The sequence below is a fragment of the Ruegeria sp. BE3 genome (assembly GCF_056538865.1).
This window is the reverse complement of sequence record NZ_JBQFTW010000004.1, coordinates 18,918-42,161: the sequence shown is the minus strand read 5'-3', so window position 1 is coordinate 42,161 and position 23,244 is coordinate 18,918. Positions and strand designations below refer to the sequence as shown.

At 58.6% G+C, this 23,244-nt stretch carries 27 protein-coding genes; 25 read left to right on the top strand and 2 right to left on the bottom strand.

Annotated features, from left to right (window positions below):
- The first annotated feature begins 25 nt into the window (after positions 1-25).
- The 25 genes from ACR0AZ_RS11610 to ACR0AZ_RS11490 all read left to right on the top strand — a co-directional run bounded on the left by ACR0AZ_RS11610 (position 26) and on the right by ACR0AZ_RS11490 (position 21,943).
- Positions 26-880, top strand: coding sequence for a hydroxymethylglutaryl-CoA lyase (locus ACR0AZ_RS11610; RefSeq protein ID WP_480470310.1), 855 nt, complete (start codon positions 26-28; stop codon positions 878-880).
- Positions 881-883: 3 nt separating this feature from the next.
- Positions 884-1,672 carry a crotonase/enoyl-CoA hydratase family protein gene (locus ACR0AZ_RS11605; RefSeq protein ID WP_480470309.1) on the top strand — a complete coding sequence of 263 codons (789 nt, stop codon included), beginning with the start codon at positions 884-886 and terminating at the stop codon, positions 1,670-1,672.
- A 176-nt stretch (positions 1,673-1,848) separates the two neighbouring features.
- Complete coding sequence (locus tag ACR0AZ_RS11600) at positions 1,849-2,214, top strand: NADH-quinone oxidoreductase subunit A (protein ID WP_170325678.1); 366 nt, start codon at positions 1,849-1,851, stop codon at positions 2,212-2,214.
- Positions 2,205-2,738 carry a NuoB/complex I 20 kDa subunit family protein gene (locus tag ACR0AZ_RS11595; RefSeq protein WP_010442777.1) on the top strand — a complete coding sequence of 178 codons (534 nt, stop codon included), beginning with the start codon at positions 2,205-2,207 and terminating at the stop codon, positions 2,736-2,738. The genes ACR0AZ_RS11600 and ACR0AZ_RS11595 overlap by 10 nt, the downstream gene beginning before the upstream one ends.
- Before the next feature lie 11 nt (positions 2,739-2,749).
- On the top strand, positions 2,750-3,352 hold the full coding sequence (locus ACR0AZ_RS11590) for an NADH-quinone oxidoreductase subunit C (protein WP_480470308.1): 603 nt from the start codon (positions 2,750-2,752) through the stop codon (positions 3,350-3,352).
- Positions 3,353-3,355: 3 nt separating this feature from the next.
- Positions 3,356-3,529: a hypothetical protein gene (locus ACR0AZ_RS11585; protein ID WP_170397057.1), complete on the top strand. Its 174-nt coding sequence runs from the start codon at positions 3,356-3,358 to the stop codon at positions 3,527-3,529.
- On the top strand, positions 3,529-3,654 hold the full coding sequence (locus ACR0AZ_RS11580) for a hypothetical protein (RefSeq protein ID WP_010442774.1): 126 nt from the start codon (positions 3,529-3,531) through the stop codon (positions 3,652-3,654). Before ACR0AZ_RS11585 ends, ACR0AZ_RS11580 begins: the two co-directional genes overlap by 1 nt.
- Positions 3,654-4,877 (top strand): NADH-quinone oxidoreductase subunit D, encoded by a 1,224-nt coding sequence (locus ACR0AZ_RS11575; protein ID WP_480667496.1) that lies wholly within the window; start codon positions 3,654-3,656, stop codon positions 4,875-4,877. Before ACR0AZ_RS11580 ends, ACR0AZ_RS11575 begins: the two co-directional genes overlap by 1 nt.
- Positions 4,877-5,977 (top strand): NADH-quinone oxidoreductase subunit NuoE, encoded by a 1,101-nt coding sequence (gene nuoE, locus ACR0AZ_RS11570; protein ID WP_480667495.1) that lies wholly within the window; start codon positions 4,877-4,879, stop codon positions 5,975-5,977. Before ACR0AZ_RS11575 ends, nuoE begins: the two co-directional genes overlap by 1 nt.
- Before the next feature lie 31 nt (positions 5,978-6,008).
- Positions 6,009-6,227 (top strand): DUF5337 domain-containing protein, encoded by a 219-nt coding sequence (locus ACR0AZ_RS11565; protein WP_480471911.1) that lies wholly within the window; start codon positions 6,009-6,011, stop codon positions 6,225-6,227.
- 12 nt (positions 6,228-6,239) lie between these two features.
- Complete coding sequence (nuoF, locus tag ACR0AZ_RS11560; RefSeq protein ID WP_480470305.1) at positions 6,240-7,538, top strand: NADH-quinone oxidoreductase subunit NuoF; 1,299 nt, start codon at positions 6,240-6,242, stop codon at positions 7,536-7,538.
- A gap of 70 nt (positions 7,539-7,608) precedes the next feature.
- On the top strand, positions 7,609-7,962 hold the full coding sequence (locus tag ACR0AZ_RS11555; RefSeq protein WP_480470304.1) for a hypothetical protein: 354 nt from the start codon (positions 7,609-7,611) through the stop codon (positions 7,960-7,962).
- A 98-nt stretch (positions 7,963-8,060) separates the two neighbouring features.
- Entirely contained in the window at positions 8,061-8,465 is a 405-nt protein-coding gene (locus ACR0AZ_RS11550; protein ID WP_480470303.1) for a DUF5333 domain-containing protein, read from the top strand.
- A 3-nt stretch (positions 8,466-8,468) separates the two neighbouring features.
- Positions 8,469-10,490, top strand: coding sequence for an NADH-quinone oxidoreductase subunit NuoG (gene nuoG / locus ACR0AZ_RS11545; protein WP_480470302.1), 2,022 nt, complete (start codon positions 8,469-8,471; stop codon positions 10,488-10,490).
- A gap of 204 nt (positions 10,491-10,694) precedes the next feature.
- Positions 10,695-11,732 (top strand): NADH-quinone oxidoreductase subunit NuoH, encoded by a 1,038-nt coding sequence (gene nuoH / locus ACR0AZ_RS11540; RefSeq protein ID WP_480470301.1) that lies wholly within the window; start codon positions 10,695-10,697, stop codon positions 11,730-11,732.
- Positions 11,733-11,734: 2 nt separating this feature from the next.
- Positions 11,735-12,229 (top strand): NADH-quinone oxidoreductase subunit NuoI, encoded by a 495-nt coding sequence (gene nuoI / locus ACR0AZ_RS11535; RefSeq protein ID WP_170397042.1) that lies wholly within the window; start codon positions 11,735-11,737, stop codon positions 12,227-12,229.
- On the top strand, positions 12,226-12,636 hold the full coding sequence (locus tag ACR0AZ_RS11530; RefSeq protein WP_210092579.1) for a carboxymuconolactone decarboxylase family protein: 411 nt from the start codon (positions 12,226-12,228) through the stop codon (positions 12,634-12,636). Before nuoI ends, ACR0AZ_RS11530 begins: the two co-directional genes overlap by 4 nt.
- The gene (locus ACR0AZ_RS11525) at positions 12,633-13,235 is read left to right on the top strand and encodes an NADH-quinone oxidoreductase subunit J (RefSeq protein WP_008755476.1); all 603 of its coding nucleotides are present in this window, start codon (positions 12,633-12,635) and stop codon (positions 13,233-13,235) included. The genes ACR0AZ_RS11530 and ACR0AZ_RS11525 overlap by 4 nt, the downstream gene beginning before the upstream one ends.
- A 4-nt stretch (positions 13,236-13,239) precedes the next feature.
- On the top strand, positions 13,240-13,545 hold the full coding sequence (gene nuoK / locus ACR0AZ_RS11520; protein ID WP_005984024.1) for an NADH-quinone oxidoreductase subunit NuoK: 306 nt from the start codon (positions 13,240-13,242) through the stop codon (positions 13,543-13,545).
- 7 nt (positions 13,546-13,552) lie between these two features.
- The gene (nuoL, locus tag ACR0AZ_RS11515; RefSeq protein WP_480667494.1) at positions 13,553-15,682 is read left to right on the top strand and encodes an NADH-quinone oxidoreductase subunit L; all 2,130 of its coding nucleotides are present in this window, start codon (positions 13,553-13,555) and stop codon (positions 15,680-15,682) included.
- Entirely contained in the window at positions 15,682-17,226 is a 1,545-nt protein-coding gene (locus ACR0AZ_RS11510; RefSeq protein ID WP_480470299.1) for an NADH-quinone oxidoreductase subunit M, read from the top strand. The genes nuoL and ACR0AZ_RS11510 overlap by 1 nt, the downstream gene beginning before the upstream one ends.
- Before the next feature lie 15 nt (positions 17,227-17,241).
- Entirely contained in the window at positions 17,242-18,684 is a 1,443-nt protein-coding gene (gene nuoN / locus ACR0AZ_RS11505) for an NADH-quinone oxidoreductase subunit NuoN (protein WP_480470298.1), read from the top strand.
- A 54-nt stretch (positions 18,685-18,738) separates the two neighbouring features.
- Positions 18,739-19,488, top strand: a complete 750-nt coding sequence (locus ACR0AZ_RS11500) for a biotin--[acetyl-CoA-carboxylase] ligase (protein WP_480667493.1) — start codon at positions 18,739-18,741, stop codon at positions 19,486-19,488.
- A gap of 11 nt (positions 19,489-19,499) precedes the next feature.
- Positions 19,500-20,279 (top strand): type III pantothenate kinase, encoded by a 780-nt coding sequence (locus ACR0AZ_RS11495; RefSeq protein WP_480470296.1) that lies wholly within the window; start codon positions 19,500-19,502, stop codon positions 20,277-20,279.
- Positions 20,276-21,943, top strand: a complete 1,668-nt coding sequence (locus tag ACR0AZ_RS11490; RefSeq protein WP_480667492.1) for a ribonuclease J — start codon at positions 20,276-20,278, stop codon at positions 21,941-21,943. The genes ACR0AZ_RS11495 and ACR0AZ_RS11490 overlap by 4 nt, the downstream gene beginning before the upstream one ends.
- Here the strand turns inward: ACR0AZ_RS11490 and ACR0AZ_RS11485 are convergent.
- Together ACR0AZ_RS11485 and ACR0AZ_RS11480 are read right to left on the bottom strand one after the other, a co-directional pair.
- Positions 21,940-22,641 carry an NUDIX hydrolase gene (locus ACR0AZ_RS11485; RefSeq protein ID WP_480470294.1) on the bottom strand — a complete coding sequence of 234 codons (702 nt, stop codon included), beginning with the start codon at positions 22,639-22,641 and terminating at the stop codon, positions 21,940-21,942. The genes ACR0AZ_RS11490 and ACR0AZ_RS11485 overlap by 4 nt on opposite strands.
- Entirely contained in the window at positions 22,638-23,036 is a 399-nt protein-coding gene (locus ACR0AZ_RS11480) for a DUF983 domain-containing protein (RefSeq protein ID WP_480667491.1), read from the bottom strand. The genes ACR0AZ_RS11485 and ACR0AZ_RS11480 overlap by 4 nt, the downstream gene beginning before the upstream one ends.
- Between the last annotated feature and the right edge of the window lie 208 nt (positions 23,037-23,244).

Here is a 23,244-nt window from a genome sequence, read left to right as displayed (position 1 = left end):
GAATAAGCCGGGGAGGGACGCGCTGATGAAGGAACGGGTCGAGATATTCGAGGTCGGGCCGAGGGATGGGCTTCAGAACGAGAAGCGCGAGATCCCGGTGGCCGAGAAGGTGGCTTTGGTCGATTGCCTCAGCCGCGCCGGGTTTAACCGGATTGAAGTCGCAAGCTTTGTCTCACCGAAATGGGTGCCACAGATGGCAGGCAGCGGTGCGGTTCTGGCCGGGATCACGCGGGCCGAGGGCGTACGCTATGCAGCGCTGACGCCGAATATGCGTGGATATGAGGATGCTTTGGCAGCCAAGGCAGATGAGATTGCGGTGTTTGCATCAGCGTCCGAAGGGTTCTCGAAAGCCAACATCAATGCGACCATTGCTGAGTCCATCGAACGCTTCGTCCCGATCCTTGAGGCTGCGCGCCACATCGATCTGCCGGTTCGAGGGTATGTTTCTTGCGTGACCGATTGCCCGTATGACGGCCCAACCCCTCCCGAGAAGGTGGCCGAGGTGGCAGACGCCTTGTTTGCCCACGGCTGCTATGAGATTTCGCTGGGCGATACGATTGGACAGGGAACCCCGGACAAGATCGCGCATATGTTGCTGGCAGTTCGTGAACGGGTGCCGGTGACTCGGCTTGCGGGTCATTTCCACGACACCAACGGGCGTGCGATTGATAATATCGACGCCTCGCTGGCGCTGGGCGTGCGGGTGTTTGACGCCGCCGTGGGCGGGTTGGGGGGGTGCCCCTACGCGCCCGGAGCGGCAGGCAATGTCGCGACCGAAGCGGTGGCTGCGCATCTGGAACGGCTGGGATATGAGACGGGTCTGGATGCGTCTGTTCTGGAACAGGCGGCGGACATGGCGCGGGCAATGCGGACGGAATAAGATATGTTCGAGACTATAACTCTGAAAACAGACGAACGCGGCGTGGCCACTCTGACGCTGGATCGTCCGGAGAAGCATAACGCGTTGTCGGCGCAGATGATTGCAGAACTGACACAGGCCACCGGGCAATTGGCCAGTGATGACTCGGTGCGGGTGGTCGTTCTGGCCGCATCGGGCAAGAGCTTTTGCGCCGGCGGTGATCTTGGCTGGATGCAGGCACAAATGGCGGCCGATCCCGAGACGCGCTTTGTTGAGGCGCGCAAGCTGGCCGAGATGCTGAACGCCCTGAACACGCTGCCCAAACCCCTGATCGGCGCGTTGCAGGGTAATGCGTTTGGTGGCGGCGTGGGGATGGCCTCGGTCTGTGATGTGGCAATTGGAGTGGACGGCCTGAAGATGGGTTTGACCGAGACCCGTCTGGGCCTGATCCCAGCCACGATCGGCCCCTATGTCATTGCCCGCATGGGAGAAGCGCGGGCGCGGCGTGTCTTTATGTCCGCTCGCCTGTTCGACGCCGCAGAAGCAGTGGAACTGGGCCTGCTGGCCCGCGCCGTGCCCGCCGACTCGCTAACAGACGCGGTTGAGGCGGAAATCCAACCTTATTTGTCCTGCGCGCCGGGCGCAGTCGCTTCGGCCAAGCAGATGATCCAGTCGCTTGGGCCGCGCATTGACGATGCTGTGATTGATCACACCATTCAACAGCTTGTCGCGCGCTGGGAAACCGACGAAGCAAAAGAGGGAATCGCAGCCTTCTTCGACAAGCGAAAACCTGTATGGAATAGACAGGTTTAACCGGTCAGGCGGATCGAAGAGCCTTCGTAGCCATAGCCGGTTGAGGAATGGTAATATTGCCTGCCTGCGCGTTTCTGTTCGGTTGACCCTCTGACCCCACAGGGATAGAGAATGTCCAGTCAAATCGCCAATTGACGGCGCACCCTTCCGGGACATGCGCAGGAAAGGAGCTATACGTGGAAGACCTGCTGCGGGAGTACCTCCCGATTCTGGTGTTTCTGGCCGTTGCCGTGGGCCTTGGAATCGTGCTGATTCTGGCTGCTGTGGTCCTGGCTGTCCGCAATCCAGACCCCGAAAAGGTCAGCGCATATGAATGTGGCTTCAACGCCTTCGACGATGCGCGGATGAAATTCGATGTCCGATTCTATCTGGTCTCGATTCTTTTCATCATCTTCGATCTGGAAATCGCCTTCCTGTTTCCCTGGGCCGTTGGCTTCAAGGACATCAGCGATGTTGGGTTCTGGTCGATGATGGTGTTCCTGGCGGTGCTGACCATCGGCTTTGCCTATGAATGGAAGAAGGGGGCCCTGGAATGGGAGTGATGACGGGTGCAAACACCGCAGGCGTCGACAAGGAAGTCGCCACCCAGGCCCTGAATGCTGAGTTGCAGGACAAAGGGTTCCTGCTGACCTCGACCGAGGACATCATCAATTGGGCCCGGACAGGGTCATTGCACTGGATGACCTTTGGTTTGGCCTGCTGCGCGGTTGAGATGATGCACACTTCGATGCCGCGTTACGATGCGGAACGGTTTGGCATCGCTCCGCGCGCCTCCCCACGTCAGTCGGACGTGATGATCGTGGCCGGAACCCTGACCAACAAGATGGCCCCTGCGCTGCGCAAGGTCTACGATCAGATGCCCGAGCCGCGCTATGTGATCTCGATGGGGTCCTGCGCCAATGGCGGTGGCTACTACCACTATTCCTATTCTGTTGTGCGTGGGTGCGACCGCGTTGTGCCCGTCGACATATACGTACCCGGCTGCCCTCCAACCGCTGAGGCGCTGCTTTATGGTCTGATGCAGCTGCAACGCAAAATCCGCCGCACCGGCACCATCGTACGCTGAGGAGAGGGCAGATGAGCGAAGCACTCAAGGAACTCGGCGCGCAGTTGGAACTGAAGCGGGCAGATTGCGTTCTGTCCTGGGACGTGACCTATGACGAGTTGAACGTGGATGTTGCCCCGTCGAATCTGGTGGAATTTGTCGAATTTCTGAAATCCGACCAGAACTGCAAGTTCTCGTCTCTGGTCGATATCACCGGAGTTGATTATCCCGAGCGCGCCAAACGGTTCGACGTGGTCTATCACTTCCTGTCGATGTACCAGAATCAGCGTATCCGCTTGCGGGTCTCGATCCGCGAGGATGACATGGTGCCTTCAATTGTCGACATCCATCCTTCGGCCAACTGGTTCGAGCGTGAGGTGTTCGATATGTTCGGCATCCTGTTCTCGGGCCACCCGGACCTGCGGCGTATCCTTACGGATTATGGCTTCAGGGGTTACCCGCTGCGCAAGGATTTTCCGACCACCGGCTATACCGAGGTTCGCTATGACGAGGCGCAAAAGCGCGTGGTCTATGAGCCTGTCTCGCTGGTGCAGGAATACCGTCAATTCGATTTCATGTCTCCGTGGGAAGGTGCGAACTACATTCTTCCGGGGGATGAGAAGCAGGAGTCGTAAGTCATGGAGTTCCTGATCTGGATTGCCGTCACGGTTGCCACGATTATCCCGATGCTGAAACTGCTACCGCATTTCGGGATCGAGAAATACTGGGTCGTCGCCTGCGTCATACCGATCGGAACGCTGATCCTGATCTGGATCATGGCCATGAAACTACAAGAGATGGAGCGCCGTTGATGGGGCTTGGGGAACTGATCGCGCTTGGGGCGCTGGGTGTTCTGCTGGCCGGTGCCGCTGCCAAGGCGGCTGAAGCGGAAAAGGTCCGGGTTCGGGCCGAAGCGAAAAAGAAACGAGGGCGTTGATGGACGGCTCAAGATATGATGACGGCAGCACGGATGCGCTGAGCGGAGAACAGAAGATCCGCAACTTCAACATCAACTTCGGCCCGCAACACCCTGCGGCGCACGGGGTTTTGCGTTTGGTACTCGAACTGGACGGCGAGATCGTCGAGCGTTGCGACCCGCATATCGGCCTGCTGCACCGTGGCACCGAAAAGCTGATGGAAAGCCGGACGTATCTGCAGAACCTGCCGTATTTCGACCGTCTGGATTATGTGGCGCCGATGAACCAGGAACATGCCTGGTGTCTGGCCATCGAAAAACTGACCGGAGTGGAAGTGCCGCGCCGGGGCTCTCTGATCCGCGTTTTGTATTCCGAGATTGGCCGCATTCTGAACCATCTGCTGAACGTGACGACTCAGGCAATGGATGTGGGCGCGCTGACACCTCCTTTGTGGGGTTTCGAGGAACGCGAAAAGCTGATGGTGTTCTATGAGCGTGCCTGTGGTGCCCGCCTGCACGCCGCCTATTTCCGCCCCGGTGGCGTTCATCAGGACCTGCCGCCGGAACTGCTGGACGATATCGAGGTGTGGAGCCACGAATTCCCCGCCGTTCTGGACGACATCGACGGTCTGCTGACCGAAAACCGCATCTTCAAACAGCGTAACGCCGATATCGGGGTCGTGACCGAGGATGACATTCAGAAATACGGCTTCTCGGGCGTCATGGTGCGTGGGTCAGGCCTGGCATGGGACTTGCGCCGCGCGCAGCCCTATGAATGCTATGACGAGTTCGAATTCCAGATCCCCGTTGGTAAAAACGGCGACTGCTATGATCGCTACCTCGTACGCATGGAAGAGATGCGCCAGTCGCTGCTGATCATCCGTCAGGCCATCACCAAAATCCGCGAATGTCCCGGAGACGTTCTGGCGCGCGGCAAGATCACCCCGCCGAAACGCTCGGACATGAAGACCTCGATGGAAAGCCTGATCCATCACTTCAAGCTCTACACCGAAGGCTTCCACGTCCCCGCAGGCGAGGTCTACGCCGCCGTCGAAGCCCCCAAGGGCGAGTTCGGCGTTTATCTGGTCGCCGACGGAACCAACAAACCCTACCGCGCCAAATTGCGCGCGCCGGGCTTCCTGCACCTGCAAGCCATGGACCACGTCGCCGGAGGGCACCAACTGGCCGACGTCGCCGCCATCATCGGCACCATGGACGTCGTATTTGGAGAGATTGACCGCTAATGCTCCGCCGTCTTCATCCCGAACAACCCGATAGTTTCGCCTTCACCGCTGCAAACCAGCAATGGGCCGAAGCGCAGCTCACCAAATACCCCGAAGGCCGTCAGGCCAGCGCGGTGATCCCGCTGCTGTGGCGCGCGCAGGAGCAGGAGGGCTGGCTGAGCCGTCCGGCGATTGAATCTGTGGCTGATATGCTGGGCATGGCTTACATTCGCGTGCTTGAGGTGGCCTCGTTCTACTTCATGTTCCAGCTACAACCGGTTGGGTCTGTGGCGCATATTCAGGTCTGTGGGACGACCTCCTGCATGATCTGTGGGGCCGAGGATCTGATTGCGGTCTGCAAAGAAAAGATTGCCGCCAAGCCGCATCAACTTTCTGCTGATGGCAAGCTGAGTTGGGAAGAGGTGGAATGCCTTGGATCCTGCACCAATGCGCCTATGGCTCAGATCGGCAAGGATTACTACGAGGACCTGACTGCCGAGAGTTTTGGTAAGGTCATCGATGATCTGGTCGCTGGCAAAGTACCGACCCCGGGTCCGCAAAACGGGCGCTATGCGGCTGAGCCCCTGAAAGGGCTGACCAGTCTGACGAATTATGACAGTGGCAGAACGCAGTATAACGCTAGTGTTCAACTCGCTTCCGATCTGGGCGATACGGTCAAGCGCATCGACGGCACCGAGGTACCAATCCTGACACCTTGGCTGGGCAAAGACGGCAAGGCGGCGGCAACCAAAGCTGCACCGAAACCGCCTAAGGCTCCGGCCCCGGCGAAACCTGCGGTGAAACAGGCCGCCGAGGCGAAGGCGGCTAAGGAAGATCAGCCCGAGACCCTGACCGATGCGCGCGATGGTAAGCCGGATGATCTGAAGATGCTGAAAGGCGTTGGGCCGAAACTGGAAGAAACGCTGAACGGCTTGGGCTTTTTCCACTACGATCAGATCGCTAAATGGACGCCCGAGCAGGTGGCCTGGGTTGATGCTCGGCTGAAATTCAAAGGCCGGATCGAACGCGACGGTTGGATCGAACAAGCGGCCAAGCTGGCAGCGGGTGAAGAGACAGAATTTGCCAAACGTGCCAAGGAAGATGGCACATACGACGACTAGAACAGGTGCCCCTTTAGGGCATCGGGATGAGATGGATAAGGACAAGGAACAGGCCATAGCCCGCAAGGGCCGCCATATCGGCATCGTCATCGCGGTGACGATGATCCTTTGGCTTGCCATGTCCTTTGTCGGTCCGCAACTGGGATTGCCGGGCCGCTATGCGCTGCTTTTTGATTTTGCCGCTCTGGCAGGGTTCATTTATGCGGGCGTCAACATTTTTCAACTCTGGCGCATGCGTCAGGACAGCTGAAGGTAACACGCGATGCTGAAGGATCAGGACCGGATCTTTACCAACATCTACGGGATGCATGAGCGCACGCTGAAAGGCGCGCAGGCCCGCGGGCATTGGGACGGCACCGCTGGCCTGATCGGCAACGGGCGGGACTGGATCATCCAGACGATGAAGGATTCAGGTCTGCGTGGCCGCGGCGGTGCGGGCTTCCCGACTGGTCTGAAATGGTCGTTCATGCCCAAGGAAAGTGACGGACGTCCGGCCTATCTGGTTGTGAATGCGGATGAATCCGAGCCCGGCACCTGCAAAGACCGCGAGATCATGCGCCATGATCCGCATACGCTGATCGAAGGGTGCCTGATTGCGTCCTTCGCGATGAATGCGCACACTTGCTACATCTACCTGCGCGGTGAATACATCCGCGAGCGCGAAGCGCTGCAGGCCGCAATTGACGAAGCTTATGACGCTGGTTTGCTGGGCAAGAATGCGGCTGGCTCTGGATGGGATTTCGACCTGTTTCTGCATCACGGGGCTGGGGCCTATATCTGCGGCGAAGAAACCGCCCTGATCGAAAGCCTTGAGGGCAAGAAGGGGATGCCGAGGATGAAGCCGCCGTTCCCGGCAGGGGCAGGTCTTTATGGCTGCCCGACCACCGTGAACAATGTGGAATCCATTGCCGTTGTTCCTACCATCTTGCGCCGTGGCGCGGACTGGTTTGCGGGTTTTGGCCGTCAGAACAACGCAGGCACCAAGCTGTTTGCGATCTCAGGTCATGTGAACAACCCGTGCGTCGTCGAAGAGGCGATGTCGATTTCCTTCGAAGAACTGATCGAAACCCATTGTGGCGGTATTCGCGGCGGTTGGGATAATCTGCTGGCCGTGATCCCGGGCGGTTCGTCCGTGCCGTGTGTGCGTGGAGAAAACATGCGCGACGCGATCATGGATTTCGACTATTTGCGCGGTGAGCTGGGCTCGGGTCTTGGCACGGCTGCGGTCATCGTGATGGACAAATCCACCGATATCATCAAAGCGATCTGGCGACTGTCCAAGTTCTACAAGCACGAAAGCTGCGGTCAGTGTACACCGTGCCGCGAAGGCACCGGCTGGATGATGCGTGTGATGGACCGATTGGTGCGCGGCGAGGCCGAACTCGAAGAGATCGACATGCTGTTCGACGTAACCAAACAGGTCGAAGGGCATACGATCTGTGCGCTGGGTGACGCGGCGGCGTGGCCGATCCAGGGCCTGATCCGCAACTTCCGGGAAGAGATCGAAGATCGCATCAAAGCCCAGAAGTCGGGCCGTATGGGCGCGATGGCGGCGGAGTGATCATAATGGGGCAGGCTGTCGAATACTTGCACGCTGTCACGTTTGTGATGACGTATTGATGGGGGAAAAGATGCGCGTGAAACGATCCCTGATCTTTTTTTTGGCTGCAGCGACGGTTGTGTCGGCTTGCGGTGAGGCTCCTTCTCGGGCCAATCGAGTGGCCTTTGACGGACAGTTCTTTAACGCCAAGGCCAAGCCGGTCAACAAACGCGTGTCTCCGACCGATTTCACGGTCACGGTGAATGGCGTCTCTGCTTCTGTGGACGGCGCGCGCGAGGCTGGGCGATTTGAGGGCACCAAATACTGCGTGCAGAATTTCGGGTCGTCGCGCATCGACTGGGCGGTAGGCCCGGATACAGAGCCGCAGAAGCTGCGGATCGAGAAGGACAAGCTGACTTTTGCAGGAACGTGTCAGCGTCCATGATTCGTGTTATCGGATATCACGACGCGGGTCGCGTGGCGTTATTGACTAGCGCATCAGACGGGGTGCGTCTTGGGAAACCCAAGACGAAAGGAAAATCCATGTCTGTTCTGAAGAAGCTTGCGCTGGCCACAGCACTGGTTGTCCCTATTGCCGCCGAGGCGAAGCCGCCTTTGCGCGAAGTCAAAGAGATCGACAACGAACTCTACTACATCGCAATCGCAAACGAGATTTCCGAATATTGCTCGTCGATCAGCGGGCGCCGGATGAAGGCGATCGGGGTGATGTGGGGCTTGAGGTCCAAAGCAAACAAACTGGGATATTCGGACGGTGAAATCCGCGCCTACGTGGATTCGGATGCCGAAAAGGACCGGATGCGCGCCAAGGGCGAAGCGTATCTGGCGCAGAACGGCGTATCCTATGAAAATCCCAATTCTTTCTGCACGTTGGGCAAGAAAGAAATCGAAAGAAACAGCGCCATTGGCGTGTATTTGAGGGCGAACTAGACCATGTCTGACCTCCGCAAGATCAATATCGACGGGCAAGAAATTGAAGTCGATGGGGCGATGACCCTGATCCAGGCTTGTGAACAGGCCGGGGTCGAGGTGCCGCGCTTCTGCTATCATGAGCGTTTGTCGATTGCCGGGAACTGCCGGATGTGTCTGGTGGAGGTCGTTGGTGGCCCGCCGAAACCGGCGGCCTCTTGCGCGATGCAGGTGCGTGATCTGCGCCCAGGGCCTGAGGGCCAACCTCCGGTGGTCAAGACGAACTCTCCCATGGTCAAGAAGGCCCGCGAAGGGGTGATGGAATTTCTGTTGATCAACCACCCGCTGGACTGCCCGATCTGCGATCAGGGCGGTGAATGCGACCTGCAGGATCAGGCGATGGCCTATGGCCTGTCCGGCACGCGCTTCAAGGAAGCCAAGCGCGCGGTCGATGATCTGGATCTGGGGCCGTTGGTCGGTACTGCGATGACCCGTTGTATCTCCTGCACCCGCTGCGTGCGGTTTACCACCGAGGTGGCCGGGATCACCCAAATGGGTCAGACCGGTCGTGGTGAGGATGCTGAGATCACGTCGTATCTGAACCAGACGCTCGATTCGAACCTGCAAGGCAACATTATCGACTTGTGTCCGGTTGGGGCGCTGACGTCCAAGCCCTACGCCTTTACCGCCCGTCCATGGGAGCTGACCAAGACTGAGTCCATCGATGTGATGGACGCATTGGGCTCGAACATCCGCGTGGATACCAAGGGGCGTGAAGTTATGCGCTTTTTGCCGCGTAACCATGACGGTGTGAACGAGGAATGGATCAGCGACAAGACCCGCTTTGTCTGGGATGGGCTGCGTCGTCAGCGACTGGATCGGCCCTACGTCCGCGAGAACGGCAAGTTGCGGCCCGCGACTTGGCCTGAGGCGCTGACCAAAGCCGCGGAGGCGCTGAAAGGTGCCGAGAAACTCGCCGGTATCGTGGGTGACCTGGCTCCGGTTGAGGCTGCCTTTGCGCTGAAACAGATGATCGAAGGGCAGGGCGGTGTTGTTGAATGCCGGACTGATGGTGCCAAGCTGCCTGCTGGTAATCGCGGGGCCTATGCCGGGACTGCTGCTATCGAGGACATTGATAGCGCCGAGCGTATTCTGCTGATCGGCACCAACCCGCGTGATGAGGCTCCGGTTCTGAACGCGCGTATCCGTAAGGCATGGGCGCATGGGGCCGAAGTGGCTTTGGTTGGGCCTCCCGTCGATTTGACCTATGCGTATCATCATATGGGTGACGATCGCGCTGCGCTGCAAAAAGTCGTCGACATGGGGGGCGATGATGAGATCAAAGGCAAGTCGTCGTTGGTCATCGTTGGTCAGGGCGCGCTGCAAGAGGCCGATGGCGCTGCGGTTCTGGCCGCCGCGCAAACCATCGCAACGAATACAGATAGTGGTCTGATCATCCTGCACACTGCCGCTTCGCGTGTCGGTGCGATGGAGGTAGATGCGACAAACGAAGGCGGTATGGACGCCGTGAGTGCGGCTGATGTGATCTACAACCTTGGTGCGGATGAGGTTGAGATCGGCGAGAGTGCCTTCGTGATCTATCAAGGCAGCCACGGTGATCGGGGTGCCCACCGCGCTGACGTGATCCTGCCGGGCGCCGCCTATACCGAGGAAAACGGCCTGTTCGTGAACACCGAAGGTCGTCCGCAACTGGCCATGCGTGCAGGCTTCGCACCGGGTGAAGCCAAGGAAAACTGGGCGATCCTGCGGGCCTTGTCTGCTGAATTGGGCGCGACGCTGCCCTATGACTCACTGGCACAACTGCGCACGGCTCTGATTGAGGCGGTTCCGCACCTGGCCCAGATTGATGAAGTGATCGAGAACGAAGTTCAGGCGCTGGAGGCTGGCCCGTTGGGCAAGGCCACTTTCCGCTATGCGATTAAGGATTTCTACCTGACCAATCCGATCGCGCGCGCCTCGCAACTGATGGCCGAGCTTTCGGCGCAGGCGCAGTCCCGCAAATCCGAGAAGATTGCGGCAGAATGAACCCAACCTGTTTCATATCACAGACAAACGCGGCGGCTGGGTGGCAGTTCGCCGCGCCTGATTTGTGTGTGAAACCCAAGATTAAGGGTGGCGCAATGGCGGCAGATGCTGTTTACACCAACGCGCCGACCCAGCCGCAGATTGCGCAGGCATCTGGCCTTTGCATCGCACGCGGAAAACGGAATACCCACGGTGTGAGGACCAATGGCAGATTTCTTTAACACCCCAGGCGGAATAGCCATCATCATTCTGGCGCAAGTGCTTGCTGTTGTGGCCTTCGTAATGATCTCGCTGTTGTTCCTCGTGTACGGAGACCGCAAGATCTGGGCCGCTGTCCAGATGCGCCGCGGCCCCAATGTGGTGGGCGTCTACGGTCTGCTGCAATCGGTGGCGGACGCGCTGAAATATGTGGTGAAAGAGGTCGTTATCCCTGCTGGTGCGGATCGGACAGTTTTCATCCTCGCGCCGCTGACGTCCTTTGTTCTGGCGATGATCGCTTGGGCGGTGATCCCCTTCAACGACGGTTGGGTTCTGTCGGATATCAACGTCGCAATTCTCTATGTCTTCGCCGTATCCTCGCTGGAAGTTTATGGAGTGATTATGGGCGGTTGGGCGTCGAACTCAAAGTATCCGTTTCTGGGTTCGTTGCGCTCGGCCGCGCAGATGATTTCCTATGAGGTTTCCATTGGTTTGATCATCATCGGTGTGATCATCTCGACGGGTTCGATGAATTTTGGCCACATTGTCGAGGCTCAGGACGGTCGTTTCGGCTTCTTCAGCTGGTACTGGCTACCGCATTTTCCGATGGTTTTCCTGTTCTTCATCTCGGCTTTGGCGGAAACGAACCGCCCGCCGTTTGATCTGCCCGAGGCGGAATCGGAACTGGTCGCAGGCTATCAGGTCGAATACTCGGCCACACCCTTCCTGCTGTTCATGGCCGGTGAATACATCGCCATCTTCCTGATGTGCGCGCTGACCACGCTGCTGTTCTTCGGCGGCTGGCTGTCGCCAATCCCCGGTCTGCCCGATGGCGTGCTGTGGATGGTCGCCAAGATGGCGTTCTTCTTCTTCCTCTTCGCGATGGTCAAGGCGATCACGCCCCGCTACCGCTATGACCAACTGATGCGGCTGGGTTGGAAAGTGTTCCTGCCGTTCTCGCTGGTATGGGTGGTGTTCGTGGCCTTTGCGGCGAAATTCGACTGGTTCTGGGGCGCGTTCGCCCGTTGGAGCGTAGGAGGCTGATTATGACCCAAATCGACTACACCCGCGCCGCCAAATACTTCCTACTGCAGGACTTCTGGGTCGGTATGAAACTGGGGCTTAAGTATTTCTTCGCCCCCAAAGCCACCGTGAACTACCCACACGAAAAGGGGCCCCTGTCTCCGCGCTTTCGTGGCGAACATGCCCTGCGCCGGTATCCCAATGGCGAAGAACGCTGCATCGCTTGTAAACTGTGCGAAGCGATCTGCCCGGCCCAAGCGATCACCATCGACGCCGAACCGCGCGAAGACGGCAGTCGCCGCACCACGCGCTATGACATCGACATGACCAAGTGCATCTATTGCGGTTTCTGCCAAGAGGCCTGTCCGGTCGATGCGATTGTCGAAGGCCCGAACTTCGAATTCGCGACTGAGACCCGCGAAGAGCTGTTCTACGACAAGCAAAAACTTCTGGATAACGGCGAACGCTGGGAAGCAGAGATCGCCCGCAATCTGGAAATGGACGCGCCGTACAGATGAGTGACAGCCCGACAAATCCGTTCGAGCTGATGATGAAGCAGGCTCAGGACATGGCCAAGGCGATGAACCCGGCGATGGAGAATTTCTCGCCCAAGGGGTTCGAGGCGCTGTGGCCGACCATGCCCAAAGAGGTCATGGAGATGATGTTTGGCAATACCGTCAACAAAGATGGTCTGGATGCCAAAACGCGCCTGCTACTGACGCTGGCTGGGTTGACCTGTCAGGGCGCGCAGGCCGATAGCGCCGTGCGCCAGACGGTGCGCCATGCGCTGGAAGCAGGTGCGAAGAAACAAGAGATCGTGGAAACGATCGGTCAGATGTCGGTCTTTGCCGGCATCCCGGCCATGACCCGCGCGCTGGATCTGGCGCAAGAGGTCATGGACGATAACGAGGATGAGGATCAATGACCGTCTTTGCCTTCTACCTGTTTGCCATCAGCGCCATCACCGGCGGGCTGTTTACGGTGATCAGCCGCCAACCGGTGCACTCGGTGCTATGGCTGATCCTGTCGTTTCTGTCTTCGGCGGGGCTGTTCGTTCTGCTGGGGGCCGAGTTTGTGGCGATGTTGCTGATCATCGTCTATGTCGGCGCGGTCGCGGTCCTGTTCCTGTTTGTTGTTATGATGCTGGACGTGGACTTTGCCGAGCTCAAGGCCGAGATGGCGCGCTATATGCCGCTTGCCCTGCTGATCGGTCTGGTGATCCTGATGCAGTTTGTCATGGCCTTCGGGGCCTGGGACAGCGCGCAAGGAGCCGCGGCCAATCTGGCCCAGCCGGTCCCGACGGACCGTCATAACACCGAGGCGCTCGGCGTTATCCTTTACGATCAATACTTCCTTCTGTTCCAGCTGGCAGGCCTGATCCTGCTGGTGGCCATGATTGGCGCCATCGTGCTGACTTTGCGCCACCGTCAGGACATCAAGCGTCAGGACATCATCGGCCAGATGATGCGCGACCCGGCCAAAGCGATGGAGTTGAAGGACGTGAAACCGGGGCAGGGGCTATAAGACGATGATCGGACTTGAACACTATCTTACGGTCGCGGCGACGCTGTTTGTCATCGGCATCTTCGGTCTCTTCCTGAACCGCAAGAACGTCATCATCCTGCTGATGAGCATCGAACTGATGCTGCTGGCGGTGAATATCAACCTCGTGGCATTCTCCAGTTTCCTCGGCGATCTGGTCGGGCAGGTGTTTACGCTGTTCGTGCTGACCGTTGCGGCGGCTGAGGCGGCGATTGGTCTGGCCATTCTGGTCTGCTTCTTCCGCAACCGCGGCACCATCGCGGTTGAAGACGTCAATATGATGAAGGGCTAAGAGAACTATGGAAACCACCATCCTCTTTGCCCCGCTTGTGGGCGCGCTGCTCTGCGGATTTGGCTGGCGCTTTATTGGCGAGAAGGCGGCCATGTGGACTGCGACGGGCCTGCTGTTTCTGGCCTGTCTGCTGTCATGGATCGTGTTCTTCACTTTTGACGGCCACACCCAGCAGATTGAAATCATGCGCTGGATCGAGAGCGGATCGCTGTCGACAAGCTGGGCCATTCGTCTGGACCGTCTGACGACGATCATGCTGATCGTGGTGACGACCGTTTCGGCGCTCGTGCACCTTTACTCCTTCGGATACATGGATCACGACCCGCAATGGCGTGAGGGCGAAAGCTATAAGCCGCGTTTCTTTGCGTATCTGTCCTTCTTTACTTTCGCCATGCTGATGCTGGTGACTGCGGACAATCTGGTTCAGATGTTCTTTGGCTGGGAAGGCGTGGGTGTCGCATCCTACCTGCTGATCGGGTTCTACTATCGCAAGCCAAGCGCCAATGCCGCGGCGATGAAAGCGTTCATCGTAAACCGCGTGGGTGACTTCGGCTTCGCGTTGGGGATCTTCGCGCTGTTCTTCCTGACTGACAGCATCAATTTCTCGGATATTTTCGCGTCGGCTCCGGCATTGGCGGAAGAAAAGCTACACTTCCTCTGGGGTGAGTGGACCGCAATCGAAGTGATCTGTGTTCTGCTGTTCATCGGCGCCATGGGCAAATCGGCTCAGCTGATCCTGCACACCTGGCTACCGGACGCGATGGAAGGTCCGACCCCGGTGTCGGCGTTGATCCACGCCGCAACCATGGTGACCGCAGGTGTGTTCCTCGTCTGCCGCATGTCGCCGCTGATGGAGTTCGCACCGGGTGCGACCGGGTTCATCGCCTTCCTTGGGGCCTCGACTGCGTTCTTCGCGGCTACTGTGGGTCTGGTGCAGACCGATATCAAACGCGTGATTGCCTATTCGACCTGTTCTCAGCTGGGCTACATGTTCGTGGCGGCTGGTGTCGGCATGTATTCGGCGGCGATGTTCCATCTGCTGACGCACGCGTTCTTCAAGGCGCTGTTGTTCCTTGGTGCCGGTTCGGTGATCCATGCGATGCATCATGAGCAGGAGATGACCGAATACGGCGGCCTGCGGAAGAAAATCCCCTATACCTTCTGGGCGATGATGATCGGGACGTTGGCCATCACCGGTGTGGGTATCCCGTTGACCACGTTCGGCTTTGCCGGGTTCCTGTCCAAGGACGCAATCATCGAAAGCGCTTTTGTGGGCGGCACGGGCTATGCCTTCTGGATGCTGGTGATCGCGGCGATGTTCACCTCGTTCTATAGCTGGCGTCTGATCTTCTTGACCTTCTACGGCGAGCCGCGTGGCGACAAGCATACGCATGAGCACGCGCATGAAAGCCCGATGAGCATGCTGATCCCGCTGGGTGTGCTGTCACTGGGCGCGGTGTTCTCGGGGATGCTGTGGTACAACCAGTTCTTCGGCTATACCGATAAAGTGGCCAAGTTCTATGGCATTCCGCTGGCGGAGGAGACCGGCGGTCATGGTGAGGTCGCCGCGGACGCAGGCCATGGCGAGGCCAAGACAGATGACGGCCACGGTGAACCCAAAGCCGACAAAGGCGAGGGCGACTACAAGGCCGACAAAAAGCACGCCAGCTTCGGTGGTGAACCGGGTGATGGTGCGCTGTACATGGCACCCGACAACAACGTGCTCAACGATGCGCACGAGGCTCCGAAATGGGTCAAAGTATCGCCCTTCGTCGCGATGCTGCTTGGGTTCATCGTGGCCTATTGGTTCTACATCGTGAACACCTCGCTGCCCGCACGTCTGGCGGCGAACCAGCGACCGCTGTACCTGTTCCTCAAGAACAAGTGGTACTTTGACGAGATATACGATGCGATCTTTGTTAAACCTACCGTTGCACTCGGTCGGTTCCTGTGGAAGCGCGGTGACGGCAACACGATTGATGGCTTCCTGAACGGGGTTTCGATGGGCGTGGTGCCGTTCTTCACTCGGCTCGCAGGCAAAGCTCAAACGGGTTACATCTTTACTTACGCCTTCTGGATGGTTTTGGGCATCGCCGCTCTTGTCACCTGGATGTCGATCGGCGGAGGCGCACACTAATGGACAATATCCTATCTATTGTCACCTTCATCCCCGCCATCGCCGCAGGCATTCTGGCCCTGTTCCTGCATGGTGAGGACGTAGCCGCGCAGCGCAATGCGAAATGGGTCGCGCTGGTTGCAACAACTGTAACCTTCCTTGTCTCGATCGGCATCTACACAGGGTTTGACCCGTCCAATACCGGCTTCCAGATGGTGGAAGAGGGTGAGTGGCTGCTTGGTCTGAAATACAAGATGGGTGTCGACGGCATCAGCGTTCTGTTCGTACTGCTGACCACCTTCATCATGCCGCTGACCATTCTTGCCAGCTGGAACGTGACGGACCGCGTCAAGGAATACATGATCGCCTTCCTGCTGCTGGAAACGCTGATGCTGGGCGTGTTCATGGCGCTGGATCTGGTGCTGTTCTACCTGTTCTTCGAGGCCGGTCTGATCCCGATGTTCCTGATCATCGGTATATGGGGCGGGGCGAACCGGATTTACGCGAGCTTCAAGTTCTTCCTGTATACCTTCCTCGGCTCGGTTCTGATGCTGGTGGCGATGGTGGCAATGTACGCCGACGCGGGCACCACGGATATCGAGGCGCTGATGAGCCATCAGTTCTCGTCGGATGGGTTCAGCGTGCTGGGCATCTATATCGTCGGCGGCATGCAGACGCTGATGTTTCTGGCCTTCTTCGCGTCCTTCGCGGTGAAGATGCCGATGTGGCCGGTCCACACTTGGTTGCCGGATGCGCACGTTCAGGCTCCGACGGCGGGCTCGGTCGTTTTGGCAGCGATCCTGTTGAAGATGGGCGGCTATGGCTTCCTGCGGTTCAGCTTGCCGATGTTCCCTGTGGGCTCAGCCGTAATGACCGATCTGGTGCTGTGGATGTCGGCGATTGCGGTGGTCTACACCTCGCTGGTAGCGCTGGTGCAGGAGGATATGAAGAAGCTGATCGCTTACTCCTCGGTCGCGCATATGGGCTTTGTGACCATGGGGATATTCGCGGCAAACCAGCAGGGCATTGATGGGGCAATTTTCCAGATGCTCAGCCACGGGTTCATCTCGGCGGCGCTCTTCCTCTGCGTCGGCGTGATCTACGACCGGATGCACACCCGTGATATCGAGGCCTATGGTGGCTTGGTCATCCGGATGCCGGCTTATGCGTTGGTCTTCATGCTGTTCACCATGGCCAATGTGGGCCTGCCGGGTACGTCCGGTTTCATCGGAGAATTCCTGACCCTGATGGGTGCCTTCCAGGTTAACACTTGGGTTACGGCGGTGGCCGCGACCGGTGTGATCTTCTCGGCAGGTTATGCGCTGTGGCTGTATCGCCGCGTGGTATTCGGTGACCTGATCAAGGAAAGCCTGAAAGCCATCACCGACATGAGCTCGCGCGAGCGGTTGATCTTCGCGCCGCTGATCGTGATGACCATTCTGCTTGGGGTTTATCCCTCGCTGGTGACCGACGTGATCGGGCAATCCACCGCTGCGCTAATCTCGAACTATGACACGGCTCTGGCCGCGGCTGAGGCCGCGACCCAGACGGCCGCCTCGCATTAAGGGAGCTTTGGAGACATGATCCAGGCTGATCTGACAATCATCCTGCCGGAAATCGTTCTGGCAATCTATGCGATGGCGGCGCTGATTGGGGCTGTCTACACCACCAAGGACGCGCTGGCGCCGGTTCTGGTCTGGGCCACTTCGGGGCTGATGGCGGTCCTGGCGATCTGGATTGCGATGAATGGCGACGGGACCAACGTGGCCTTTAATGGCATGTTCGTGGATGACGGCTTTGCCCGGTTCGCGAAAGTGGCAATCCTGCTGTCTGCTGCAGCCGTATTGCTGATGAGCCAGGAATACATGGCGCGCCGTGATCTGCTGCGCTTTGAATATCCGCTGCTCGTCGCGCTTGCAGCTGTGGGCATGATGATGATGGTCAGCGCGGGCGATCTGATGTCGCTTTATATGGGGCTCGAACTGCAATCGCTGTCACTTTACGTTGTGGCCGCCCTGCGGCGCGATAGCGCCAAATCCACCGAGGCCGGTCTGAAATACTTCGTGCTGGGCGCGCTGAGTTCGGGTCTTCTGCTTTACGGTGCGTCGCTGGTTTACGGCTTTACGGGAACCACTTTGTTCTCTGGCATCATTCAGACCGTACAACACGGGGAAATATCGGTTGGCCTGCTGTTTGGTCTGGTCTTCATGATCTCTGGTCTGGCCTTCAAGGTCTCGGCTGTGCCGTTCCATATGTGGACGCCGGACGTGTACGAGGGCTCTCCGACCCCGATCACGGCGTTCTTTGCTACGGCGCCGAAAGTGGCAGCTATGGCCCTGTTCGCGCGCTTGATGCATGACGCGTTCGGAGGCGTGATCAAGGATTGGCAGCAAGTGATCGTGCTGCTCTCGGTCCTGTCGATGTTGCTGGGTGCGGTCGCGGCCATTGGGCAGCGCGACATCAAACGGCTGATGGCGTTTTCCTCAATTGCCCATATGGGCTATGCGCTGATTGGTCTGGCCGCCGGTACCGAGATGGGTATCAAGGCGATGCTGATGTATCTGGCCATCTATGTGACGATGAATATCGGCACCTTCGCCTTCATCCTGATGATGGAGCGTGACGGCAAACCGGTAACAGATATCGACGCACTACGGCAGTTCTCGAAACGGGATCCGGGCAAGGCGCTGGCTGTCCTGATCCTGATGTTCAGCCTTGCGGGTGTACCGCCGATGCTGGGTTTCTTTGCCAAGTTCGGCGTTTGGCAGGCGGGTATTGACGCTGACCTGTTCGGGCTGGTGATCGTGTCGGCTATCGCTTCGGTCATCGGTGCATTCTATTATCTGCGGATCGTGTTCTACATGTATTTCGGCGCCGAGAATGAAGACCCGATTGAAACCCGTTCGACACCTGTTCTTTGGGCGGCGCTGATGGGATCTGCGGCCCTGATGCTGATCGGCGTGTTCTACCAATTCGGCGTGGAAGGTGCAGCAGCAGCTGCGGCGGCGACGCTTGTCAACTGATCTTGTCGCACCCCAATCACCTGAGGCTCGGTCGCTTGACCGGGCCTTTTTGACATGAGCGACTGGCCGCAGGGATATGGCCTGCACGTTCTGCAAGAGGTCGACAGCACGCTGAATGAGGCGGCGCGACTGGCACCGACTGCGACAGGCCCCGTCTGGATCATGGCACATCACCAGACCGCAGCACGCGGACGACGTGGCAGAGTTTGGGCCAATCCGAAAGGAAATCTGGCGGCGACGCTTCTGATGCGGCCAGCTGGAAACCCTGAACAAGCGGCGCTGCGCAGCTTCGTGGCTGCGTTGGCGTTGTTTGATGCCTGCGTGGCAGTGACAGGGCGTGCGCAGGGGTTGTCTCTGAAGTGGCCGAACGATGTTTTGCTGAATGGCGGCAAACTCGCAGGTATATTGCTGGAAAGCACCGGGCAAGGCAGGGGTGTCGCGCATCTGTCTATCGGCATCGGTGTCAACCTGTCCGAAGCACCCACGGCGGATAAGGTCGAACCGGGTGCGGTGCGCCCAGTTTCATTGATGTCCGAGACCGGCGCTCAGGTCACGCCCGAGGATTTCCTGACCGAACTGGCCGCATCTTATGCGCGGTATGAGACGCAGTTCACCACCTATGGGTTTGAGCCTATTCGCACCGCCTGGTTGTCCCGCGCCGCCAAATTGGGAGAGGTCATAACCGCCCGTACCGCAACGTCGGAAACGGTCGGAACCTTTGAAACGGTGGACGCGACCGGCAACCTTGTCCTAAACACCGCCAAGGGTCGCGTCAGCATACCTGCCGCGGATGTCTATTTCTGAAGGGGGCGCCTATGCTTCTGGCTATTGATTGCGGCAACACGAACACCGTTTTCTCGATCTGGGATGGCGAGAGATTTCTGTGCACCCTTCGTACTTCGACCCACCACGCGCGCACAGCGGATGCGTATTTCACATGGTACTCGACTTTGGTGAAACACTACGGGATCGAGGCTGACATCTCGGATGTGATCATTGCCTCAACCGTGCCGCGTGTGGTGTTCAACTTGCGGGTTTTTGCAGACCGGTTTTTCGGATGTAGGCCACTTGTTGTCGGCAAGCCCGATTGCCTGCTGCCCGTGAACCCGCGTGTGGATGAAGGAACCGTGCCCGGCCCGGACCGTTTGGCCAACGCGGCGGCTGCGTTTGATCGCCATGGCGGAAACGTGGTGGTGGTTGATTTTGGTACGGCAACAAATTTCGACGTGGTCGCGGCGGATGGTGCCTATGTCGGCGGTATCATTGCTCCCGGCGTGAACCTGAGCCTTGAGGCATTGCATCAGGGTGCAGCGGCGCTGCCGCATATCGACATTACAAGACCCGAAAAAGTGATCGGAACAAACACGGTTGGCTGTATCCAGTCTGGCGTGTATTGGGGATATTCCGGTCTGATCGAAGGGCTGATCTCGCGCGTGAAGGCCGAATACGGAATGGCGATGAAGGTCGTCGGCACCGGTGGGCTGGCGCCTCTGTTCGATCAGGCAGATGTGGGCTTTGACGCTATCGAGGATGATTTGACGATGCACGGGTTGACCGTGATCCATCGCTATAACAAGGAAAATGGCTCAACATGAGCAGTGAACGACTGATCTATCTGCCGCTGGGCGGTGCAGGCGAAATCGGCATGAATGCCTATGTCTACGGCTATGGCGCGCCGGGAAAAGAACGACTGATCCTCGTCGATCTGGGCGTGGCGTTTCCGGACATGGATACCTCGCCCGGCGTCGATCTGATCTTTGCCGATATCAGCTGGTTGAAAGAGCGTGCCGACCAGCTTGAGGCCGTCTTTGTCACCCACGCGCATGAGGATCACATCGGAGCCGTGGCCCACTGTTATGAAGCATTGGGCGCACCGATTTATGCCCGTGCCTTCACAGCCAATATTGCGCGGCGCAAGATGGATGAACATGGCCACCCGACCGAGGCGGTGCGGACGGCTTCGGCCTGGCCCGAACAGATCAAGGCGGGTCCGTTTACGGTAGGTTTCCTGCCCGTGTCACACTCGATCCCCGAAAGTGCAGGGCTGGTGATCGATACGCCTGAAGGCCGTGTTGTGCATTCTGGAGACTTCAAGCTGGATGCAGACCCGGTTGTGGGCGAGCCCTTTGACCCTGATCTGTGGGCTGAGGTTGCCAAGCCGGGTGTCAAGGCGTTGGTCTGTGACAGCACCAACGTGTTCTCGTCTCATCCCGGACGTTCGGAATCCGAAGTGGGTCCCGAGATCACGCGTCTTGTGCAGGGCGCAAGCGGTATGGTGATCGCGACGACCTTTGCATCGAATGTGGCGCGCGTAAAAACACTGGCCGAGGCCGGGCAGAAAGCCGGACGCTCGGTTGTCTTGCTGGGTCGCGCGATGCGGCGGATGATCGAGGCTGCGACTGAGACCGGTATCCTGACCGATATCCCCAAGGTTATCAGCGCTGAAGAGGCCGTCGATGTGCCGCGCCAGAACCTGATGCTGATCGTCACCGGCAGCCAAGGCGAACGCCGTGCAGCCAGCGCACAACTCGCGCGCGGCAAATATCGTGGGCTTGAGGCGAAAGAGGGCGATCTGTTCCTGTTCTCGTCCAAAACCATCCCCGGAAACGAGCGTGGGGTGATCCGTATCATCAACCAGTTGAGCGAGAAGGGCGTCGATGTGGTCGATGACAGCTCGGGGCTTTACCATGTCTCGGGTCATGCCAACCGGCCTGATCTGGAACGTGTTCACGCGTTGGTCGATCCCCAGATGGTTATTCCGATGCATGGCGAACATCGTCACCTGCGTGAGCATGCCAAGCTGGCCGAAGCGGGCGGGCGCACCGGGGTTCTGGCAGTGAACGGCACCATGCTGGATCTGACTGGCAATGCGCCCAAGGTGGCAGATTATGTCGAAACGGGTCGGACCTATCTGGATGGTTCCGTGAAAGTGGGTGCATTGGATGGTGTTGTGCGCGACCGTATCCGTATGGCGCTGAACGGCCATGTTACGATCACGGTCATTCTGGATGAAGAGGACGAACCTTTGGGCGAACCCTGGTGCGACACCATGGGGCTGCCCGAGATGGGCTCGTCCCGTGCGGGGCTGGTCGAGGTGTTCGAAGAAGACCTCAATCAGTTTCTGATGCGTGCTGGAGCCAAGACCCTGCGTGATGATGACAAGCTTGAGGAAGGCTTGCGCCGGATCGCGCGCCAGACTGCGCAGGCCGAGATCGGAAAGAAACCAGAAGTGACCGTGGTGGTCAGCCGGATGCGCTAATCCGCGTAGGGCATCGGATAGCCCCGAAGCTGCAGGAAAAGGCTGGCCTCTTCGTTGTTGAGAAAGAAGGGCACGGTTTCAGGCGGGTTCGGGTCCGCCGCGCGGGCGGCGATTTCGGCCAGAACGACCTCGGTGATGAAGGGCAGATCGTATTCACGGGCTTGCCGGACTTTCACCCATTGCAGATGCGACAGCTCGTCCGACGCGTGGGTGAAGTCATCCAGATCACCTTGTATTGCATCGGCATCAACCAGAAAGAACCGGGCATCGAACCGGCGTGGTCGTCCGGGTGGTGTCACCGCGCGGAACACAAATTGCAGAGCTGAGGCGGAGGGGAGGAAACCCATCTGAGCAAAGCTCTGCCAATCCGGGGGCACGGCACCTTTCCAGACGCCCGGTTGCCCAAGGATCAACCCGGTTTCTTCCCACAATTCGCGGATCGCAGCGGCAGCGAGAGCACCTTGCAGCCCGGCCTCGGACTGCTGCGACAGACGCTCGTTGCACAGATCGGGTAGGGCGGACACCAGGGGTACATCTGCATCCGCCGGGTCAACCGCTCCGCCGGGAAAGACAAACTTGTTTGGCATGAACGCGGCTTTTGCTCCGCGTTGCCCCATCAGGATCGAGGGATCGCCAAGCCTGTCACGCAGAACGATGACGGTCGCGGCGTTGCGAATGGCGGTCTTGTCCGCACTCATGCGGATCTGCCGAACCCATGCATGCGGCGTGCCCATTGATAGGCGACGACTGCCCCCTTAAGTCGCGGCAATAGATACAGCGACAGGACGACACAAGCGATCGAAAACCCGATTGCCATGGTCCAGGGGCCGGGCCGCCAATGCACGTAAGAGACATGCAATGCTGGTGCCAGAAGATGCCCAACGATCAGAATTGTCAGATAGGCCGGTCCGTCATCGGCGCGATGATGAAATAGCTCCTGCCCGCAATTCGAGCAACTATCGTTCACTTTGAGATAGCTGTGCAGCAACTTGCCTTCGCCACAATTCGGGCATTTGCCCCGAAATCCCCGGATCAATGCGGGTTTGGTCGGGCGTTCTTCCTCGATCGTCGTCTCAACAGTCTGATCAGTCATATGAATCTCGCGCGTTTATCCTGAGGTCATATAGGCTTGGCCAGGCCATGCAGGAAAGGGGGGTGCGTCGCTTTGCGGCGGCGAAGCCGAACCTAGCAGGAAATGCCCCGCATTCAAACCGGGTGGAAAAAAGTTGATCAGGCGGCGACGGAAACCCGCACATGCAGCGTTTGAATTGGTATCAGCAGCGGCAAGGGGCCGCGCATAT

Coding starts and splice junctions, on each gene's coding strand:
- ACR0AZ_RS11610 (WP_480470310.1), top strand. CDS start 26: ATGAAGGAACGGGTCGAGATATTCGAGGTCGGGCCGAGGGATGGGCTT.
- ACR0AZ_RS11605 (WP_480470309.1), top strand. CDS start 884: ATGTTCGAGACTATAACTCTGAAAACAGACGAACGCGGCGTGGCCACT.
- ACR0AZ_RS11595 (WP_010442777.1), top strand. CDS start 2,205: ATGGGAGTGATGACGGGTGCAAACACCGCAGGCGTCGACAAGGAAGTC.
- ACR0AZ_RS11590 (WP_480470308.1), top strand. CDS start 2,750: ATGAGCGAAGCACTCAAGGAACTCGGCGCGCAGTTGGAACTGAAGCGG.
- ACR0AZ_RS11585 (WP_170397057.1), top strand. CDS start 3,356: ATGGAGTTCCTGATCTGGATTGCCGTCACGGTTGCCACGATTATCCCG.
- ACR0AZ_RS11580 (WP_010442774.1), top strand. CDS start 3,529: ATGGGGCTTGGGGAACTGATCGCGCTTGGGGCGCTGGGTGTTCTGCTG.
- ACR0AZ_RS11575 (WP_480667496.1), top strand. CDS start 3,654: ATGGACGGCTCAAGATATGATGACGGCAGCACGGATGCGCTGAGCGGA.
- nuoE (WP_480667495.1), top strand. CDS start 4,877: ATGCTCCGCCGTCTTCATCCCGAACAACCCGATAGTTTCGCCTTCACC.
- ACR0AZ_RS11565 (WP_480471911.1), top strand. CDS start 6,009: ATGGATAAGGACAAGGAACAGGCCATAGCCCGCAAGGGCCGCCATATC.
- nuoF (WP_480470305.1), top strand. CDS start 6,240: ATGCTGAAGGATCAGGACCGGATCTTTACCAACATCTACGGGATGCAT.
- ACR0AZ_RS11555 (WP_480470304.1), top strand. CDS start 7,609: ATGCGCGTGAAACGATCCCTGATCTTTTTTTTGGCTGCAGCGACGGTT.
- ACR0AZ_RS11550 (WP_480470303.1), top strand. CDS start 8,061: ATGTCTGTTCTGAAGAAGCTTGCGCTGGCCACAGCACTGGTTGTCCCT.
- nuoG (WP_480470302.1), top strand. CDS start 8,469: ATGTCTGACCTCCGCAAGATCAATATCGACGGGCAAGAAATTGAAGTC.
- nuoH (WP_480470301.1), top strand. CDS start 10,695: ATGGCAGATTTCTTTAACACCCCAGGCGGAATAGCCATCATCATTCTG.
- nuoI (WP_170397042.1), top strand. CDS start 11,735: ATGACCCAAATCGACTACACCCGCGCCGCCAAATACTTCCTACTGCAG.
- ACR0AZ_RS11530 (WP_210092579.1), top strand. CDS start 12,226: ATGAGTGACAGCCCGACAAATCCGTTCGAGCTGATGATGAAGCAGGCT.
- ACR0AZ_RS11525 (WP_008755476.1), top strand. CDS start 12,633: ATGACCGTCTTTGCCTTCTACCTGTTTGCCATCAGCGCCATCACCGGC.
- nuoK (WP_005984024.1), top strand. CDS start 13,240: ATGATCGGACTTGAACACTATCTTACGGTCGCGGCGACGCTGTTTGTC.
- nuoL (WP_480667494.1), top strand. CDS start 13,553: ATGGAAACCACCATCCTCTTTGCCCCGCTTGTGGGCGCGCTGCTCTGC.
- ACR0AZ_RS11510 (WP_480470299.1), top strand. CDS start 15,682: ATGGACAATATCCTATCTATTGTCACCTTCATCCCCGCCATCGCCGCA.
- nuoN (WP_480470298.1), top strand. CDS start 17,242: ATGATCCAGGCTGATCTGACAATCATCCTGCCGGAAATCGTTCTGGCA.
- ACR0AZ_RS11500 (WP_480667493.1), top strand. CDS start 18,739: ATGAGCGACTGGCCGCAGGGATATGGCCTGCACGTTCTGCAAGAGGTC.
- ACR0AZ_RS11495 (WP_480470296.1), top strand. CDS start 19,500: ATGCTTCTGGCTATTGATTGCGGCAACACGAACACCGTTTTCTCGATC.
- ACR0AZ_RS11490 (WP_480667492.1), top strand. CDS start 20,276: ATGAGCAGTGAACGACTGATCTATCTGCCGCTGGGCGGTGCAGGCGAA.
- ACR0AZ_RS11485 (WP_480470294.1), bottom strand. CDS start 22,641: ATGAGTGCGGACAAGACCGCCATTCGCAACGCCGCGACCGTCATCGTT.
- ACR0AZ_RS11480 (WP_480667491.1), bottom strand. CDS start 23,036: ATGACTGATCAGACTGTTGAGACGACGATCGAGGAAGAACGCCCGACC.